12 protein-coding genes are annotated in these 15,929 nt (G+C 51.1%); 4 read left to right on the forward strand and 8 right to left on the reverse strand.

Translation table 11 applies throughout. From position 1 onward, the window contains the following. Positions 1–408: 408 nt before the first annotated feature. Complete coding sequence (gene fabB / locus L1D47_RS18210; protein WP_239886302.1) at positions 409–1,620, reverse strand: beta-ketoacyl-ACP synthase I; 1,212 nt, start codon at positions 1,618–1,620, stop codon at positions 409–411. Positions 1,621–1,795: 175 nt separating this feature from the next. On the opposite strand from fabB, the gene mnmC reads away from it, so the two are divergent. Continuing rightward, the gene (gene mnmC / locus L1D47_RS18215) at positions 1,796–3,829 is read left to right on the forward strand and encodes an FAD-dependent 5-carboxymethylaminomethyl-2-thiouridine(34) oxidoreductase MnmC (RefSeq protein WP_239886303.1); all 2,034 of its coding nucleotides are present in this window, start codon (positions 1,796–1,798) and stop codon (positions 3,827–3,829) included. Between the two features lie 302 nt (positions 3,830–4,131). Here the strand turns inward: mnmC and L1D47_RS18220 are convergent, their stop codons facing one another. From L1D47_RS18220 to prmB, 6 genes are all read right to left on the reverse strand, one after another. Next, positions 4,132–4,656, reverse strand: coding sequence for an RNA methyltransferase (locus L1D47_RS18220; protein ID WP_239886304.1), 525 nt, complete (start codon positions 4,654–4,656; stop codon positions 4,132–4,134). Between the two features lie 2 nt (positions 4,657–4,658). Continuing rightward, a complete protein-coding gene (locus L1D47_RS18225) occupies positions 4,659–4,940 on the reverse strand; it encodes a YfcL family protein (RefSeq protein ID WP_220042793.1) in 282 nt (93 codons plus the stop codon). A gap of 22 nt (positions 4,941–4,962) precedes the next feature. Further along, a complete protein-coding gene (locus tag L1D47_RS18230; RefSeq protein ID WP_239886305.1) occupies positions 4,963–6,129 on the reverse strand; it encodes an ATP-NAD kinase family protein in 1,167 nt (388 codons plus the stop codon). Positions 6,130–6,149: 20 nt separating this feature from the next. Beyond that, complete coding sequence (locus tag L1D47_RS18235; protein WP_239886310.1) at positions 6,150–7,325, reverse strand: MFS transporter; 1,176 nt, start codon at positions 7,323–7,325, stop codon at positions 6,150–6,152. A 236-nt stretch (positions 7,326–7,561) separates the two neighbouring features. Continuing rightward, positions 7,562–8,656: a chorismate synthase gene (aroC, locus tag L1D47_RS18240; protein ID WP_239886306.1), complete on the reverse strand. Its 1,095-nt coding sequence runs from the start codon at positions 8,654–8,656 to the stop codon at positions 7,562–7,564. A 134-nt stretch (positions 8,657–8,790) separates the two neighbouring features. After that, positions 8,791–9,735, reverse strand: a complete 945-nt coding sequence (gene prmB, locus L1D47_RS18245) for a 50S ribosomal protein L3 N(5)-glutamine methyltransferase (RefSeq protein WP_239886307.1) — start codon at positions 9,733–9,735, stop codon at positions 8,791–8,793. 79 nt (positions 9,736–9,814) lie between these two features. On the opposite strand from prmB, the gene smrB reads away from it, so the two are divergent. Further along, on the forward strand, positions 9,815–10,342 hold the full coding sequence (gene smrB / locus L1D47_RS18250; protein ID WP_239886308.1) for an endonuclease SmrB: 528 nt from the start codon (positions 9,815–9,817) through the stop codon (positions 10,340–10,342). Positions 10,343–10,511: 169 nt separating this feature from the next. Here the strand turns inward: smrB and sixA are convergent, their stop codons facing one another. Then, positions 10,512–10,982, reverse strand: coding sequence for a phosphohistidine phosphatase SixA (gene sixA, locus L1D47_RS18255; RefSeq protein ID WP_041509458.1), 471 nt, complete (start codon positions 10,980–10,982; stop codon positions 10,512–10,514). Positions 10,983–11,193: 211 nt separating this feature from the next. Here sixA and L1D47_RS18260 point away from each other — a divergent pair, with 211 nt between their 5' ends. After that, positions 11,194–13,983, forward strand: coding sequence for an insulinase family protein (locus L1D47_RS18260; protein ID WP_239886309.1), 2,790 nt, complete (start codon positions 11,194–11,196; stop codon positions 13,981–13,983). Positions 13,984–14,957: 974 nt separating this feature from the next. After that, the coding region (locus L1D47_RS18265; RefSeq protein ID WP_345778773.1) for a two-component regulator propeller domain-containing protein at positions 14,958–15,929 on the forward strand (972 nt) is incomplete at its 3' end.

Genomic DNA, 15,929 nt, shown 5'->3' on the forward strand with positions numbered 1-15,929 from the left:
TAAAGTGGATAGATGCTAGGCACAGTTTGCAGCGAATGGCCCTAGTCCTTCGCAAGAACTGTAACGCAGCAAATACCGCTGTAAGCCTCGCCCTGCGGGGCTTTGATAGCAACACCATTTCGGCGTTATTCAACTTCAGCAGGCCTCGGCATGCCCTCAGTTGAATGCCTTGAACTGTCGCTGCTATCAAAGCCAGAGCTGTGCGACGACTTGTTCGCACCTTCCCTAAAAATCCTGCTTTGTTCTCAAGCGTTTTTCCTGCGCTATTTCTGATCACATGTTTACTGTGATTGGTATTACGCGTTAACAGAAAGATGTCAGACGAAAAATAGCCACAAAAAAGGGAAGCATTCGCTTCCCCTTTTTATCACAGTCTTTAAAAAACCGTCTTTAATAACAGCTAAGCAATTACTTGTACTTGCGCATCACCAGGGTGGCATTGGTACCACCGAAGCCGAAGCTGTTGCTCATGATAGTGTTTAGCTCGGCATCACGATATTCAGTCACGATAGGCATACCTTGAGCCTTCTCATCAAGATTATCGATGTTGATGCTCGGTGCGATGAAGCTGTTCTCCATCATGATAAGGCTATAGATAGCCTCATGCACACCCGCAGCGCCCAGCGCGTGACCGGTCAGCGACTTGGTCGATGCGATAGCAGGCAGATTGTCACCGAAGGTCTCGGCCAATGCTTCCAGCTCACGCATGTCACCAACAGGCGTTGAAGTACCATGGGTGTTGATGTAATCGATTGGCGTGTCGACATCTTCTAGAGCCATCTTCATACAACGCACCGCACCTTCACCCGATGGCGCAACCATGTCGTAACCATCTGAAGAAGCACCGTAGCCGATCACTTCGGCGTAGATCTTAGCGCCACGAGCAAGTGCATGCTCTAGCTCTTCGACAACCACGATACCGCCGCCACCAGAGATAACGAAACCATCACGGTCCGCATCATAGGTACGAGAAGCCTTCTCTGGGCAGTCGTTGTACTTAGTCGACAGTGCGCCCATGGCGTCGAAGCCCATGGTCAGGGTCCAATCCACCTCTTCGGCACCACCGGCGAAGACCATGTCTTGTTTACCCATCTGAATCAACTCGACCGCATGGCCGATACAGTGAGCACTGGTGGCACAAGCAGAACTGATAGAATAGTTCATACCCTTGATCTTAAATGGCGTGGCCAAACAGGCGCTGGTAGTGCTCGACATGATGCGTGGCACGATATAAGGGCCTACGCGCTTCACACCTTTCTCACGCAGGGTATCGGCCGCCTGAACCTGGTTAGCCGATGACGCGCCGCCAGTACCGGCAATGATACCGACGCGGTGATTTGAATATTGTTCTTCGGTGAGGCCTGCATCGGCTATCGCTTGCTCCATGGCAATATAAGCGTATGCGGCTGCATCACCCATAAAACGTAATGCTTTACGGTCGATATGCTCTTTAGGGTCTAACTTAATGTCGCCCCAAACATGGCTACGAAGCTTCATTTCTTCAAACTGATCTGAGTGGGTAATACCACTGCGACCCGCTTTGAGTGACTCGGTGACTTCTTGCTTGTTGTTACCGATACTTGACACTATGCCAAGGCCGGTGATCACGACTCTTTTCATTATTTACTATCCATTCCGTACGTCTAGTACCAATTTAGCTGCGCCAATAGTATCGCTTTTACTGCATTTAAGTGGTCAGCTTTCCATAAAGGCAGGTAAAATAATGCCTAATATCCCCTTGAGAGTAAATTCATTGGCTACCGAACACCCGAATAACGCACAAAATAGTGACAAAATGCCTAAATTCGAAGAAATTTTCAGTCATTTATCGGCGATAACGGGTCAAAACACTCCCCAGATTATCGCCCTACTCCCAAGATGTGGCGCCAACTGGCCGGTGGCACTGCTAACAGAACGATCGAAACAAACCCATCCTAAACAGCCTGTTCATCTTCACCTGTTTGCCCAGCATCAGGCGCCTTGGCTGCTCGCTCTTGCCAACTGCGACGCCTTCACCTCATCAGCCAGAGAGCAAATTAAGGTGATTGCCGAGGCCCAAGTGTCCGGTTGTCACAGGGTAAAACTAGCAAGTACCCAGCTCATTATAGACATTCACCTGGGCGAGCCGCTCTCGCAGCTCAAGGCCTTGCTCGCCCCGAGCCAGCCAAGTCAAGCCATCCATAGCTGGCTGGTCGACAAAGAGGCCCTGGATCAGGCCATTATCTGGCAGATGGCACGCCTCAGCCAGGATAACGCCAATGTGCTGCTAGCCGATGCAAAACTTTCCGATGAAAAACGCTCGGATGTGCGACTTGCTAACCCCGGTAATATAAGCGCGGATAACGCCTCACCGAGCACAGACTCAAATCATAAACCGGCCACAGCTAGCGTAAACGAGCTGACCGAGCGCGTCACCAAGGCGGGATTTACCTGCTATCGTCTTAACCTATCTGCCAAAGATGACCGCTTGATGACTCTGGCAGATAAGCCGAGCAAAGCATCAATGGATATCGCCATGCAGGAGCGTCGGGCCCTGAGGCGTCAACAAAGCGATGGAATGGCCTTCAATCCCCTGCATCAAGGATATGCGGGAGATACCGCCATCATAGGTGGCGGGGTAGCCAGTGCGAATTTAGCACTCTCTCTGGCCGAGCGCGACAAGTCGGTAAGCCTCTTCTGTATGGATAAGGCGCCCGGCGAGCAAGCCTCGGGCAACAAACAGGGCGCCATCTATCCACTGCTCACGCCCGAGCACGGCAGCCTGAGCCACTACTTCTTACAAGGCCATCTCTTTAGCCGCCAGCGCATCGCTCACTTGGTCGATGCCGGCCACGAGATCCCCCATGACTTTTGCGGTGTGTTACAGACAGGTCATGATGAACGCAGCCATAAGCGCCTGGCTAAGATCATCAATGCCCAGCCCTGGGCTGACTCTATCGCTCAGGCCGTCGACGCCACAGAGGCTACGGCGCTTGCCGGCGTCACCATAGAACATGAGGGGATCTACTACCCGCTCGGTGGCTGGGTATCGCCCCAGGCATTTACCCGCGCGGCCATCAGCCAGGCCGAGCAGCTCGGTAAGCAGAGCACACACTACCAATGCCAGATCACAGCTATTCGGTTCGAAGATCAGCAATGGTATCTGAGCGCTGTGCAGCAAGGTCAGAGGCAAGAATTTGGCCCCTTTGCCAACCTAGTGCTGGCCAATGGCCGTCACCTGACCGACTTTTCGCAAACGGCCCACTTACCCATCAGCGGTTTTCGCGGCCAGGTCAGCCATATCCCGGCAAGAGCACCGCTTGCCGATCTCAAGACGGTGCTCTGCGCCCACGGCTACCTCACGCCCGCCCACGACAGGCTGCACTGTACAGGTGCCAGCTATGTGAAAGACGCCAGTAATCTCGACTACAGCGCGGTGGAACAAGTAGAGAACCTAGATAAGATCCGCACCAGCTACGGCGGAGACTGGACCAAGGCCGTGGACATCACAGGCCATAGCGCTCGCGTAGGCGTGCGCATGGTGACTAGGGATCACGCCCCCATTATGGGCTGTGCCCCCGATTTCGAGGCGATATCGGCAGCCTACGGCGAGCACCAGCATACCAAAGAGAGTGCCAAATATTGGCAGGCTACAACTGCTCCTGTGCATCATGGTCTGTATATTCTCGGCGGACTCGGCTCCCGCGGTCTCACCTCGGGTCCATTGGCTGCAGAGATCTTAGCCGCTCAGCTTTGCGGCGAACTGCTACCAGCCACGAATGATATATTAACCCTGCTCAACCCCAATCGTATGTGGATGAGAAAGCTTATCAAGGGTAAGGCGCTGTAAGAGGGTGTGATACCAATCGTAATAAATAATTGATCATGCTAGCTTGTTAAAACGCTCGATAACTGTATTAGTATTTTTAATTGTAGAATAACTACTTATCTAAAAATCCTGCTTTGTTCTCAAGCGTTTTTCCTGCGCTATTTCTGATCACATGTTTACTGTGATTGATATGAGACAGGATTAAAACCTCGCCCGTTTAGCAAGCAAAAGACGATGGTCACTCCTTGGGATGATTAACTAACTAGCCACCAGATAACAAAACGCCGACTCATTGAGTCGGCGTTTTCATTGTATAAATAAGGCTAAGACTTTACCTTGACGCGATTGTTGGTGTCTCTGCTGGCCCGAATGAGCTCATCGCCTGCAAGGTGTTCGCCCTTCGCCAGCCTGTCATAAAGCAACACATTAACCGAGGAGGCCAGATTCATACAGCCCACGGTTGGAACATAGACCACCTCATCGGCACGATCGATAAGCGCCTGATCTAGGGTGCCGTCTTCTGGGCCAAAGAGATAGATGGCTTTCTCTGGATGATTAAACGCCGGCAGCGGCGTGGCGCCTTCCACCAGGTCGACACAGATCACCTTAGTATCGACATCGAGCTCATCCAGCAATGACTCGACCCCTTTTAGCGGAATATGCTGACTCACCCGCTTGGTGTCTGTGTTGTACTGCTCGCCCCTGTGCTGTGCGGCCAGCGCATAACGCTTGCCCGTGTATCGCACCTCATCGGCACGATAACAGCCGGCGGCGCGCATCACGCCGCCCACGTTGGTAGGGCTCTTGGGATTTTGCAGCCCGATAATCGCCTTGCTTGTGTTAGCCATGACTAGGCGCTTGCCACCTGAGCCATCTTCTCGCGCAGTTCATTCCAGGCGTTGACCACCAGGGCAAGGTCGGCAGGTTCCAGTTCAGACTTGGCCGTCTCCAAACAGGCCTGCATCTTAGTATCCAGCGCCTGGTAATCCTGAGACTCTTCCACTTCGAGTTCAGACAGGACTACGGCAACATGGCCCTGCAGGTAACCGCTGGCGAAGAGTTGATCGTCATCACCGCCTGTAACCTTGGTGGCGATCCACTCGTCTAATGCTTGCTCATACTGCTCTAACATTACGTCTCCAATTATCATTTCGCTACTCAGGTTGGCTGACTAAATCTGGGCTGACTAAATCTGGGTTGATTAAGTCAGGATTAGCCACCTGATACATCACATAATCGTGGTAGCCGGTCACGACTTTATAATAACCACATAATTCGCTGTCTAACTCTGGGTCGCCACTATCCACAATTAAGGGCCGACCTTCAAGTGCTTTTAACTTAGTTTTTGTCGCCAGGATAATAATATTTTCTTTACCGACCTGACGAATCAGCGCGGGCGACAGCTGCTGGTTGCCCCGCCCCAGGATATGCCCTTGCCCGCCGATCAGGGTGATCACTAACTTACACTGACGATTGGCAGTCAGCTCGAGCAGCGACTGAGCACTCATATCGCTGGCAACAAGCTCGCCCTCCTCGATCAAGTCCACCCCCAGCAGGGTGTTATCGAGTCCAAGCTCCTCCATCACGGCCGCGACCGTGCTACCTGAGCCCATGATGGCAAGCCCATCGTCTATCTGCTCGATCGCCTCGGCGGCAATATCCGCCAGCACCAACTCATCGACCTCTTTACCGCCCATCTTAACGGCCTGAATGTAGCGTGGCTCAGCAGGCACCTGCATCTCGCCGAATCGGCGCGCCCGCACCCCCCCTTGCCTGAAAGCCACCTCGTCGATATCCATCACATCGGCCGACATCAGGCTCACCAGAGCCCCCTCGAGCAGTAGTTTGACTACCATACCCGAGGCGTGGGGCGTAATGCCGTAGACGCCTGAGTGAATCTTCACCCCGGCAGGCACCCCCAGCACAGGCTGAGCCTCATCGATGACCTCAAACAGGTCCCGCGCCGTACCGTCACCACCGGCAAACAACAAGAGATCCACACCCGCTTGTTGCAGCGCCGCTGCGGCAGCCTGGGTATCGCTGGCCGCCGTCGTCTCGCCCGCCTGATAGACCACCCGATGCTTAAACCCCAGCTGATCGGCCAAATCGGCCCCCATGGCACCGGAGGCGGTAACGATAGTGATCTTTTGCTGATAGGGTTTAATCACCTCGAGCGCCTGCGCCATTCGCAGGTGCGCCTTGGGCTCGGCGCCGCGAGCGATAGCCTCCTGCGCCACACCATCGCTGCCCTTGAGGGCCACGCTGCCCCCAAGGCCTGCCAGAGGATTGATGATCACGCCGAGGCGAAATGTCTGTTTCATGGATATTTCCTTATCATCTCTTATTGTTTTACCGCTTCACGCGCCTTAGGGATTAGGAGTACCGCGAGCATAGACAGCAATGCACAAACCGCGGCCACCAACCAACTGAGCCAGGCCTGAGAGCCATCGCCCCAGATGAAGCCACACAGCCAGGTACCCAAGGCACCACCGACGCCGAAACTCAGGCTGGCATAGAGCGCCTGCCCCTTGCTGCGATGACGCACGTCGAATCTTTGATGCACGAACTGAATCGAGGCCGCATGCACTAAGCCAAAGGTGAAGGCGTGCAGCAACTGACTAACCCCAAGCCAGATCATGCTACTGGCACAAAAGGCCATCAGCAGCCAGCGCACCGCCGTGAAGCCGATAGAGACCACCAGCAAGGCGCTGACCCCGTAGCGCCCGAGCAGTCTTGGCGCAAACATGAACATCACTATCTCGGCCAGCACCCCAAGGGCGACATAGATGCCGGCACTGGACTCGCTATAGCCTACCTGTTTTAGATAGAGCACAAAGAAACCATAAAATGGCCCGGCGCTCATCTGCAGTAACATAGCCGACAGCAAAAACCAGATGATGCCAGCATCTAACTTGAGCGGCATAACCACTTGGCTGTTATCGACTTTTACCCGGGTGCTTGGCAGAGATAAGGCGCAGCCCAGCAAGCCCAGGAACAAGGCGAGGCCCACAAAGGGTAAGATCTCTGTGCCGAACTGGCTAATGGCGAAGCCCACGCTCACCACGAAGACAAGGTAGCCTAGGCTACCAAAACTGCGGATCTTGCCATACCCCCCCGTGTTCTCCCCAAGGGTCTCAAGGGTGATCACCTCGAGCTGGGCCAAAATCGCATTCCAGAAAAAGGTATAGATGCTGAGACTAATCGATAAGTAGAGAAATCCGCCGTGATAGAAGAAGGTCATGAAGGTCACCGCCGAACAGGCAGCCCCCATCTTAACCAGCTGACCCCGCATGCCTGTTCTATCGGCCACCATGGCCCAGATATTGGGCGCTATGATGCGGGTCGCCATCAAGATGGCGAGCAGGAAACCTATCTGCTGAGCATCGAACCCTCTGTGCTCGAAGAAGACTCCAAGGTAAGGCACCAGCACGCCGAGGATCGCGAAGAAGAAAAAGTAACAGGCGCTGATCCAATGTAATTGCTGCTGTGCTGCTGACGACTCGCTGTTGGGTGTCATGCTGGAAGGAAACTTAATGTTGGACGACATTTGTGTAGGGCTATTCCTAGCAGGGTTATTATCCGCTCTCGATATTGTTGGGAGCGATTTATTTTAATGAGTACTTATTTTTAATTTATTGTGAGTGGCTTCTGCTACTGGCCGAAGCTTATTTATACTGGCTCGACCCCATGGCATTGTGGGCCCCATAAAAGAAGGCACATTACTGTGCCCTCTTACTCGCTTTAGATTGCGCCTTACTTCATCCCAATCACAGGGGTGATACTCTCAACACTCATGTTTTGTGCCCTGTGTCTGAGAAGATGATCCATCAAGACGATGGCCAACATGGCCTCGGCAATCGGCACGGCGCGAATGCCTACGCAGGGGTCGTGACGCCCCTTAGTGACCACCTCTGAGCGCTCGCCCTGCACCGTCATGCTCTCTCCCGGCACGCTAATGCTGGAAGTCGGCTTCATGGCGATATGCGCGACAATTGGCTGACCCGATGAGATCCCACCGAGAATGCCACCGGCATGGTTAGAGGCAAAGCCCTCTGGCGACATAAGATCCCTGTGCTCAGATCCCTTCTGATTGACTACGGCAAAACCATCACCAATCTCAACCCCCTTAACGGCGTTAATCCCCATCAAGGCATGGGCAATATCGGCATCGAGACGATCGAATACGGGCTCGCCGAGTCCCACAGGCACATTGGTCGCCACTACAGACACCTTGGCACCGATAGAATCACCGCTCTTTTTCAGCTCGCGCATATACTCGTCGAGCTGCTCGAGCTTACTGGCATCAGGGAAGAAGAAGGCATTTTGCTCTACCTGGTCGAAATCCAGGGTCTCGGCGCAAATAGGGCCGAGCTGAGACAGATAACCTTTAATCTCTATACCATGCACCTGCTTAAGGTATTTCTTCGCCACAGCGCCGGCCGCTACGCGCATAGCGGTTTCCCGCGCAGAGGAACGACCGCCACCGCGATAGTCTCGCAGACCATATTTTTGCTGGTAGGTATAGTCGGCGTGGCCCGGGCGGAACTGATCTTTGATGTTGGAGTAATCCTGGCTACGCTGGTCGGTATTTTCGATCACCAAGCCGATGGAAGTCCCTGTGGTCTGTCCCTCAAATATGCCTGAGAGTATCTTCACCTGATCGGGCTCACGCCTGGCAGTGGTATAGCGCGAGGTGCCGGGACGGCGCCTGTCGAGATCATGTTGCATATCGGCTTCATCAATCGCCAGACCCGGAGGACAACCATCGATAATGCATCCCAGGGCCTTACCATGGCTCTCACCAAACGTCGTCACCACAAAATTTTGACCGATACTGTTACCCGACATTCGCTTACTTCACCTCTACTTAATTATTTGACCCCAGCATAACCCAAAGCCGCCAGTGGCTATATTCCTAAATCGGCTTAGTCATGCTAAGCCGATAAACCATTTAGCCGACAACACAGTTAGCCGACACTACATTATTCACTATCTTTGTAGATGGCGAAAAGTGATTCATTTTCAACTAACTGATCGCGAGTGAGCACAAACACGCCGTCGCCACCATGTTCGAAGTTACCCCAGGTAAATGGCACCTCGGGGAACTGTTCGATGAGGTGCACCATAGAGTTACCCACCTCGACCACTAGCAGACCATCTTGCGTCAGGTAGTCGGCCGCATTGGCTAGGATGCGTTTCGTCAGGTCCAGGCCGTCGCGCCCCGAGGCTAACCCAAGCTCTGGCTCGTGATGATATTCGTCAGGCATGTCACCGATATCTTCGGCATCCACATAAGGCGGATTGGAAACGATAAGATCGTACTGCGGCCCCTTAGGGATGGCGGCAAACAAATTAGACTCGATAGGGAAAACCCTGTCCATCACGCCTAAGGATTCAACGTTGATCTGCGCCACTTCCAGCGCGTCACTGCTGATATCGATAGCATCGACCTCGGCATCTTCAAACTCATAGGCACAGGCGATGGCAATGCAGGCGCTACCGGTACAGAGATCTAAGATACGGTCTACCGGCTTGTTATAGAGCCAAGGGCTGAAACGGTTAGCGATCATCTCGGCAATGGGCGAGCGCGGCACCAACACCCTTTCATCCACATAAAACTCGAGGCCGGCAAAGAAGGCGCGGTTGGTCAAATAAGGCACGGGCAGACGCTCACGTACCCGGCGAATGATGAGTTCGACAATCTTATGCTTTTCGCTACTGGTCAGATTGCTATGGATCACCTGCTGGCCAATCTCTTCTGGCAGATGCAGCGCATGGAATACGAGAGCGATGGCTTCATCCCAAGCGTTATCGGTACCATGACCATAGTAGATATTGGCATCGTTAAAGCGGCTCACCGCCCAACGTAACATATCGCCGATTGTACGTAATTCCGTCACGGCTTCATCAACAAAAATCTTGTCCAAAACTGGCTCCCGCTAGATAGTTCCGCCTCATTGTAACTGAACTCTATTCATATGGCATCGGATTCAATAAAATAGCGCCATGAATAAAGAAAATGATGATGAATTGGCGCTTTTTTCGGCGTTAACCAAAGGGATAAAGCCGCTTAAACAGGATAAGCGTCATTTCTCCGCGCCGCAAAAACCTAAGCGTGAGCTGGAAGTCGCGACCACTCAGCTACACGCCGACAGCTATTTTTCCGACACCTATCAGCCCTTGCTGCCACTAGAAGGCGCCATGCGCTGGGCCAGAGAAGATGTAGACAGTCACGAGCTTAAGCGGCTCAGGCGCGGCGACTATCAGCCGGATCTGCTGCTGGATCTACACGGCATGCGCCAAACCGAGGCCAAACTGGAACTTGCGGCCCTGATTCAGGCCTGTGTTAAGCAGCACAGCCAATGCTGCTGCGTCATGCACGGTCATGGCACCGGGATATTAAAGCAGAATCTTCCCATGTGGCTGGCACAGCATCCGCAGGTTAAGGCTTTCCACAAGGCGCCAAAGGAATGGGGCGGCGATGCGGCGCTTTTGGTCTTAGTCGAGGTGGGTGAGTTCCCTAGCTGGGAGTAATCCTATTTTCGATTGAGGGTGATAGCGATCCCCCATCAGAATTGACAAGCGCTGCAACCGGCCTAGAGGTCGGCATTAGCTCTCATCTTTGGGCGCAAATAGATATCAAAAAGGACGCCGAGGCGTCCTTTTTCTATGGTTAACTTGTATTCTAACCTTTTATTCTGATTTAGCTCACCGTATGAGGGGTATGCTGCCAGCTCAGGGAGCCCCGCTCGCCATGACGGTCGATAAGGGTCACACCAGAGGTCGCAAACAGCGGCGGCTCGATGCCGGGTACCAACTCGCTCACCATATAACCCAGCAGCGGCATGTGGGCAATCACTAACACATTATCCGCCTTATATTGTTCGGCGTAGGCCAAGGTGAGATCGGCGGCCAGGGTCGGCTCGGCCGAAGGGGTCAGCTCATCTAATACCAGCCACTTTCTCGGTTCGGGGAAGTGCTTACTCACTTCCTGCCATGTTTGCTGCGCACGCAGATAGGGACTCACCAACACAAGATCGAACTCAGTCACATCACGGGCCAGCCAATTACTCATCAATTCAGTCTGATAACGGCCGATTTCTGTCAGTACACGTTCTCGATCTGAGTGGGCGTGATAACCCGCCTCACCATGTCGCATCAAATATAGCTTCATACTACTCTCGCTATGATTATTCTTGTTCTACTATGAATTGTAGCGTTAAAGTTCGGCGCAACAAACCTTAACCCTGTTATTAATTAGTCGAATAATGGATAAGATATTTGCCAAAGTCTTTTTTGAGGCTCAATATGTAGTCTTACCGCTTTAGTCGCCTAAACTCCGATGAATATCATACGTTTGTCCAGCATAAGGATGGAGCCAGCCATTGCAAACATCTATGCCAATCACTAAAAGCCCCAACGATCATCGCCAGTATCAATATCTGCAGCTGGACAATGGGCTACGTGTATTGCTAGTGGAAGATCTCCAGGCCCAGCAGGCCGCCGCGTCTATGGCGGTTAACGTTGGCCATTTTGACGATCCCGCCTCACGGCCCGGTATGGCGCATTTCCTCGAGCATATGCTGTTTCTGGGCACGGAGAAATACCCCAAGTCTGGCGAATATCATGCCTTCATCAATCAGCATGGCGGCAGCAATAATGCCTGGACAGGCACAGAGCAGACTAACTTCTTCTTTGCCATCGACGCCGAGGTGTTCGAAGAGTCTCTGGATAGATTTAGCCAGTTTTTTATCGCCCCCTGCTTCGATCTGGAACTGGTCGACAGAGAGCGCCACGCCATCGAGTCAGAATTTAGCCTCAAGCTCAAAGATGATATTCGCCGCACCTACCAGGTCCAAAAGGAAACCGTAAACCCGGCGCATCCCTTTTCTAAATTCTCGGTCGGGAATCTCAAGACCTTAGACGGCGATGAGAAAACCCTTAGGCAAGAGCTGCTGGATTTCTATCATACTCATTACAGTGCCAACCTGATGACCCTGTGTCTGGTTGCCCCCTTGCCACTGAGCGAGCTTTTATCCCTGGCCAAGAGCTATTTTGCGCCGATTCAAAACCGTGCGCTGACAAAGCAATACCCCAAGGTAGCCATCTATGAAGCGGCCCAACTTGGCCAGCAGATCAACATAGTGCCGCTAAAAGAGCAGCGCCGCGTGGCGATCACCTTTCCCCTGCCCGCCATCGACCGCTTCTATAAGCGCAAGCCGCTGACCTTTATCAGTCATCTGTTGGGTTATGAGGGTAAGGGAAGCCTGCTGAGTCACCTCAAGGAACAAGGGCTGGCCATCAATCTCTCGGCCGGTGGTGGCGTCAATGGTTATAACTTTAAAGACTATAACATCAGCATTCAGCTGACCGAAAAAGGCCTGCTACAACTCGATGATGTGATTCAGGCGAGCTTCGAATACCTTAAACTGATTAAAACCCAGGGCATGCAGGCCTGGCGATATCAAGAGCGCGCCAATCTGCTAAAGCTTGCCTTTAAATATCAGGAACAGATCAAACCGCTGGATCTGGCCAGTCACCTCAGCATCAACATGCACCACTATGAGGTAGCCGATCTCATCTATGGCGATTATCGCATGGATGGTTTGGACGTCACTCAAGTTACCGAACTGCTGGATCTAATGAGTCCGGACAATCTACGTATCCAGCTTATCTCGCCCGACTTAGACACAGAAAAGCAGGCTGCCTGGTACCACTCCCCCTATCAGATGAAGCCCATAGATAAACAACGGCTTCATCCGTGGCGTGACCCTGATGTCAGAGAGGCACTAAAACTACCGGACCCCAACCCCTTTATTATCGAGGATTCGATAGCCAGGGATGTTAAGAGTGACCATCCGGTGCCTGTCGTCGTCTGCCAGGAAACCGGCTACCGCATCTGGCATAAGAAAGATGATGAATTTAATGTCCCCAAGGGACATATGTACCTGTCCCTCGATTCACATCAGGCGGCCGCCACCCCCAAACATGCGGCGCTCACCCGTCTCTATGTGGAGATGCTACTCGACTACCTGACCGAATTTACCTATCCGGCCGAGGTCGCCGGACTCAGCTATAACATCTACCCTCATCAAGGGGGGATCACCCTGCACCTAACGGGATTGACAGGTAAGCAAGAGGCGCTGCTGTCGCTGCTGATTAATAAAGCCAGAGAACGTAACTTTACCCAGGACAGATTTAAGCAGATTAAGAAGCAGATATTGCGTAACTGGTTTAATCAGAGCCGGGCAAAACCTATCTCACAGCTATTCACCAGCCTGACGGTTACGCTGCAGAAACGTAGTTTCGAGCCTCAACGCATGGCAGAAGAGCTTGAAGATATCACCCTAGACGATCTTCACAACCACGTACGGGCCTTCTATGAGAAGATCCACCTCGAGGGGCTGGTATATGGTGATTGGCTGACCGAGGAGGCGCAGGCCTTGGGTAAGCGACTCGACCATATTCTCTCTCTGGTTTCCTCTCCCAGCGGCGAATCGGAACGTGAGCTAATAAAGCTTGAAAATGTCGGCACCCTGATGCGTGAGGTAAGCGTCAATCATCAAGACAGCAGCATCATAGTCTACTATCAGTCTGCTGAGGCGACACCACTCAAGATGGCCCTTTTCAGCCTGTTAAACCACACCATGTCCTCGACCTTCTTCCACGAGCTAAGAACTAAACGTCAGCTGGGTTACATGGTGGGCACGGGTTATCTGCCGCTCAATCGTTACCCAGGCATGATCTTCTATGTGCAATCCCCCACTGCAGGGCCTCTAAAGCTACTAGAGGCCATCGACGAGTTTATCGCAGACTTTAATTATGCCGTCATGCAGATCACCAATGATCAGTGGGAGCTCACCAAGCAAGGTTTGGTCAACCAGATTATGGAACATGACCCTAACCTCAAGACCCGGGGACAAAGATACTGGTCGAGCATAGGGAATAAAGACTACGACTTTAACCAGCGAGAACTGGTGGCCGAAAAAATTGGCGAACTTACCCGCTCTGACCTAATTAAATTTATGATGCAGAAGATGCGCACCAAACACGGTGACCGCCTGATCCTCTTTACCACGGGAGAACAACACAGGAATCAGGAACAGCTCACATCAGACAATATGATCACAGATCTGAGAAGCTTTAAACAACGGGCAGCCAAGTTTAGCTACTAGCCAGCCCCCCTTCCCTTAAGCCATATCGCCGAGGCCTTATCTCTTAAGCGATATCTTTTAGGGGCGCCTTTTTAGTGATATCTATTAGATGCAGCTGTTAGGCGCTCTCTTCTATGTGTCAGCTGTCTGGCCAAAGTGGCCTTTGGTCAACGCTTAAACCCTTATATAGCTCAATCCTCTTAGCTATAGATCCTCTTAGCTCTCGATCGCCTGCTGCGCTAGGGGAATGATTCTTAGGGAAGGTGCGAACAAGTCGTCGCACAGCTCTGGCTTTGATAGCAGCGACAGTTCAAGGCATTCAACTGAGGGCATGCCGAGGCCTGCTGAAGTTGAATAACGCCGAAATGGTGTTGCTATCAAAGCCCCGCAGGGCGAGGCTTACAGCGGTATTTGCTGCGTTACAGTTCTTGCGAAGGACTAGGGCCATTCGCTGCAAACTGTGCCTTGCATCTATCCACTTTAAGCACACGCAGAGCAAGCANCACAGCTCTGGCTTTGATAGCAGCGACAGTTCAAGGCATTCAACTGAGGGCATGCCGAGGCCTGCTGAAGTTGAATAACGCCGAAATGGTGTTGCTATCAAAGCCCCGCAGGGCGAGGCTTACAGCGGTATTTGCTGCGTTACAGTTCTTGCGAAGGACTAGGGCCATTCGCTGCAAACTGTGCCTTGCATCTATCCACTTTAAGCACACGCAGAGCAAGCACGGGACTTATTCGCACCTTCCTTAGCCCTTTATCGCTTCATTCGCTAAAATATTCGAGATAGGACAAACGCCTGATATGAGCGCAAACAGCAGACAAAGCCAAACCAAAAAGAACTTCTCATAGAATAAAGCCCTAAAAGACAATAAAAATGAAAGTAATTTGCAAACAAGAAAATTCAGTGTTCCTTTGACAAATCCCCCTATTTCTGAATAAATTAGGTTAAATAACTGTTGCCTATGCATTATTGGCTGATAATCAAACTAATAATTATGCCTAAAATCCTCTCAAGATTGCTACTCTCACTGCTAATGGCCCTGACCGTTTCGGGATACGTTTTAGCCGAAGCAGCACGTCAGGCTCCAACGATTTTAAAGACTAAGACCTACAGTATCTCTGATGGGTTATCACAGATAGATGTGACGTCCATAGAAGAAGGCAATAGTGGTCATATCTGGATTGGAACAGTTAATGGCTTAAATCGGTTTGATGGTAAACAATTCAAACACTATTTTGCAGATGAATTCTCAGGATTACCAAGCTCATTTATTCGTAGTCTTATACAAACTAAAACGGCCCTTCTAATTGGAACAGATAAGGGCTTGGTACAATATAATCAATCGGAAGATTCATTTAAAGAAGTCATTACTCTATCTGAAATTGGAAACAAAGCAATCTGGTCAATTAGCAAAGTTGACCAGGGATACGTGTTAGCCACAGATGAAACCGTATTCATTTTAGATAAAGACCTTAACATTGAAGATAGATACAAGGGCAAATTTAATGGCATTAAGAAAGCAATTAAATTTAACAATGAATATTACATCAGAGAATATGACGGAAAGATTTCAAACATTGACAATGGTAATGTTATTGCCAAACAAACTAACGACTTTTCATTAGTAGATGGACAGTTATTAATTTATACAGATAGTGGAACATACAGAACACTAGAAGGCAATATCACAAGAGTTGACAACACTAAGATTAAGCTTGCAAACAAGCAAGGCCAAAAAAATATATTATTAGACTCCAATAACAAAATAACTATAGACAAAGTTGTTCTTGGGAACATTATTTCACCTTCTATAAATGCCATTTTCTCAGGAAAAAACAACATTTACATTTCGATAAAAAGCTCCGGGTTTGAAGTTATCCCTCAACATTTGAACACTATTTCACAAGTTAATTTAAATGAACACAATGGAAATATTTGGTCAATATCAAGCGATAATCAATCTAAG

Source organism: Shewanella sp. Isolate7, assembly GCF_022398425.1.
Lineage (GTDB): Bacteria > Pseudomonadota > Gammaproteobacteria > Enterobacterales > Shewanellaceae > Shewanella.

What these genes read in the sequence shown, in the direction of transcription:
- L1D47_RS18230 (WP_239886305.1), bottom strand. Translation starts at nt 6,129, where the DNA reads ATGAAACAGACATTTCGCCTCGGCGTGATCATCAATCCTCTGGCAGGC.
- fabB (WP_239886302.1), bottom strand. Translation starts at nt 1,620, where the DNA reads ATGAAAAGAGTCGTGATCACCGGCCTTGGCATAGTGTCAAGTATCGGT.
- smrB (WP_239886308.1), top strand. Translation starts at nt 9,815, where the DNA reads ATGAATAAAGAAAATGATGATGAATTGGCGCTTTTTTCGGCGTTAACC.
- L1D47_RS18235 (WP_239886310.1), bottom strand. Translation starts at nt 7,325, where the DNA reads ATGACACCCAACAGCGAGTCGTCAGCAGCACAGCAGCAATTACATTGG.
- L1D47_RS18225 (WP_220042793.1), bottom strand. Translation starts at nt 4,940, where the DNA reads ATGTTAGAGCAGTATGAGCAAGCATTAGACGAGTGGATCGCCACCAAG.
- L1D47_RS18220 (WP_239886304.1), bottom strand. Translation starts at nt 4,656, where the DNA reads ATGGCTAACACAAGCAAGGCGATTATCGGGCTGCAAAATCCCAAGAGC.
- mnmC (WP_239886303.1), top strand. Translation starts at nt 1,796, where the DNA reads ATGCCTAAATTCGAAGAAATTTTCAGTCATTTATCGGCGATAACGGGT.
- sixA (WP_041509458.1), bottom strand. Translation starts at nt 10,982, where the DNA reads ATGAAGCTATATTTGATGCGACATGGTGAGGCGGGTTATCACGCCCAC.
- aroC (WP_239886306.1), bottom strand. Translation starts at nt 8,656, where the DNA reads ATGTCGGGTAACAGTATCGGTCAAAATTTTGTGGTGACGACGTTTGGT.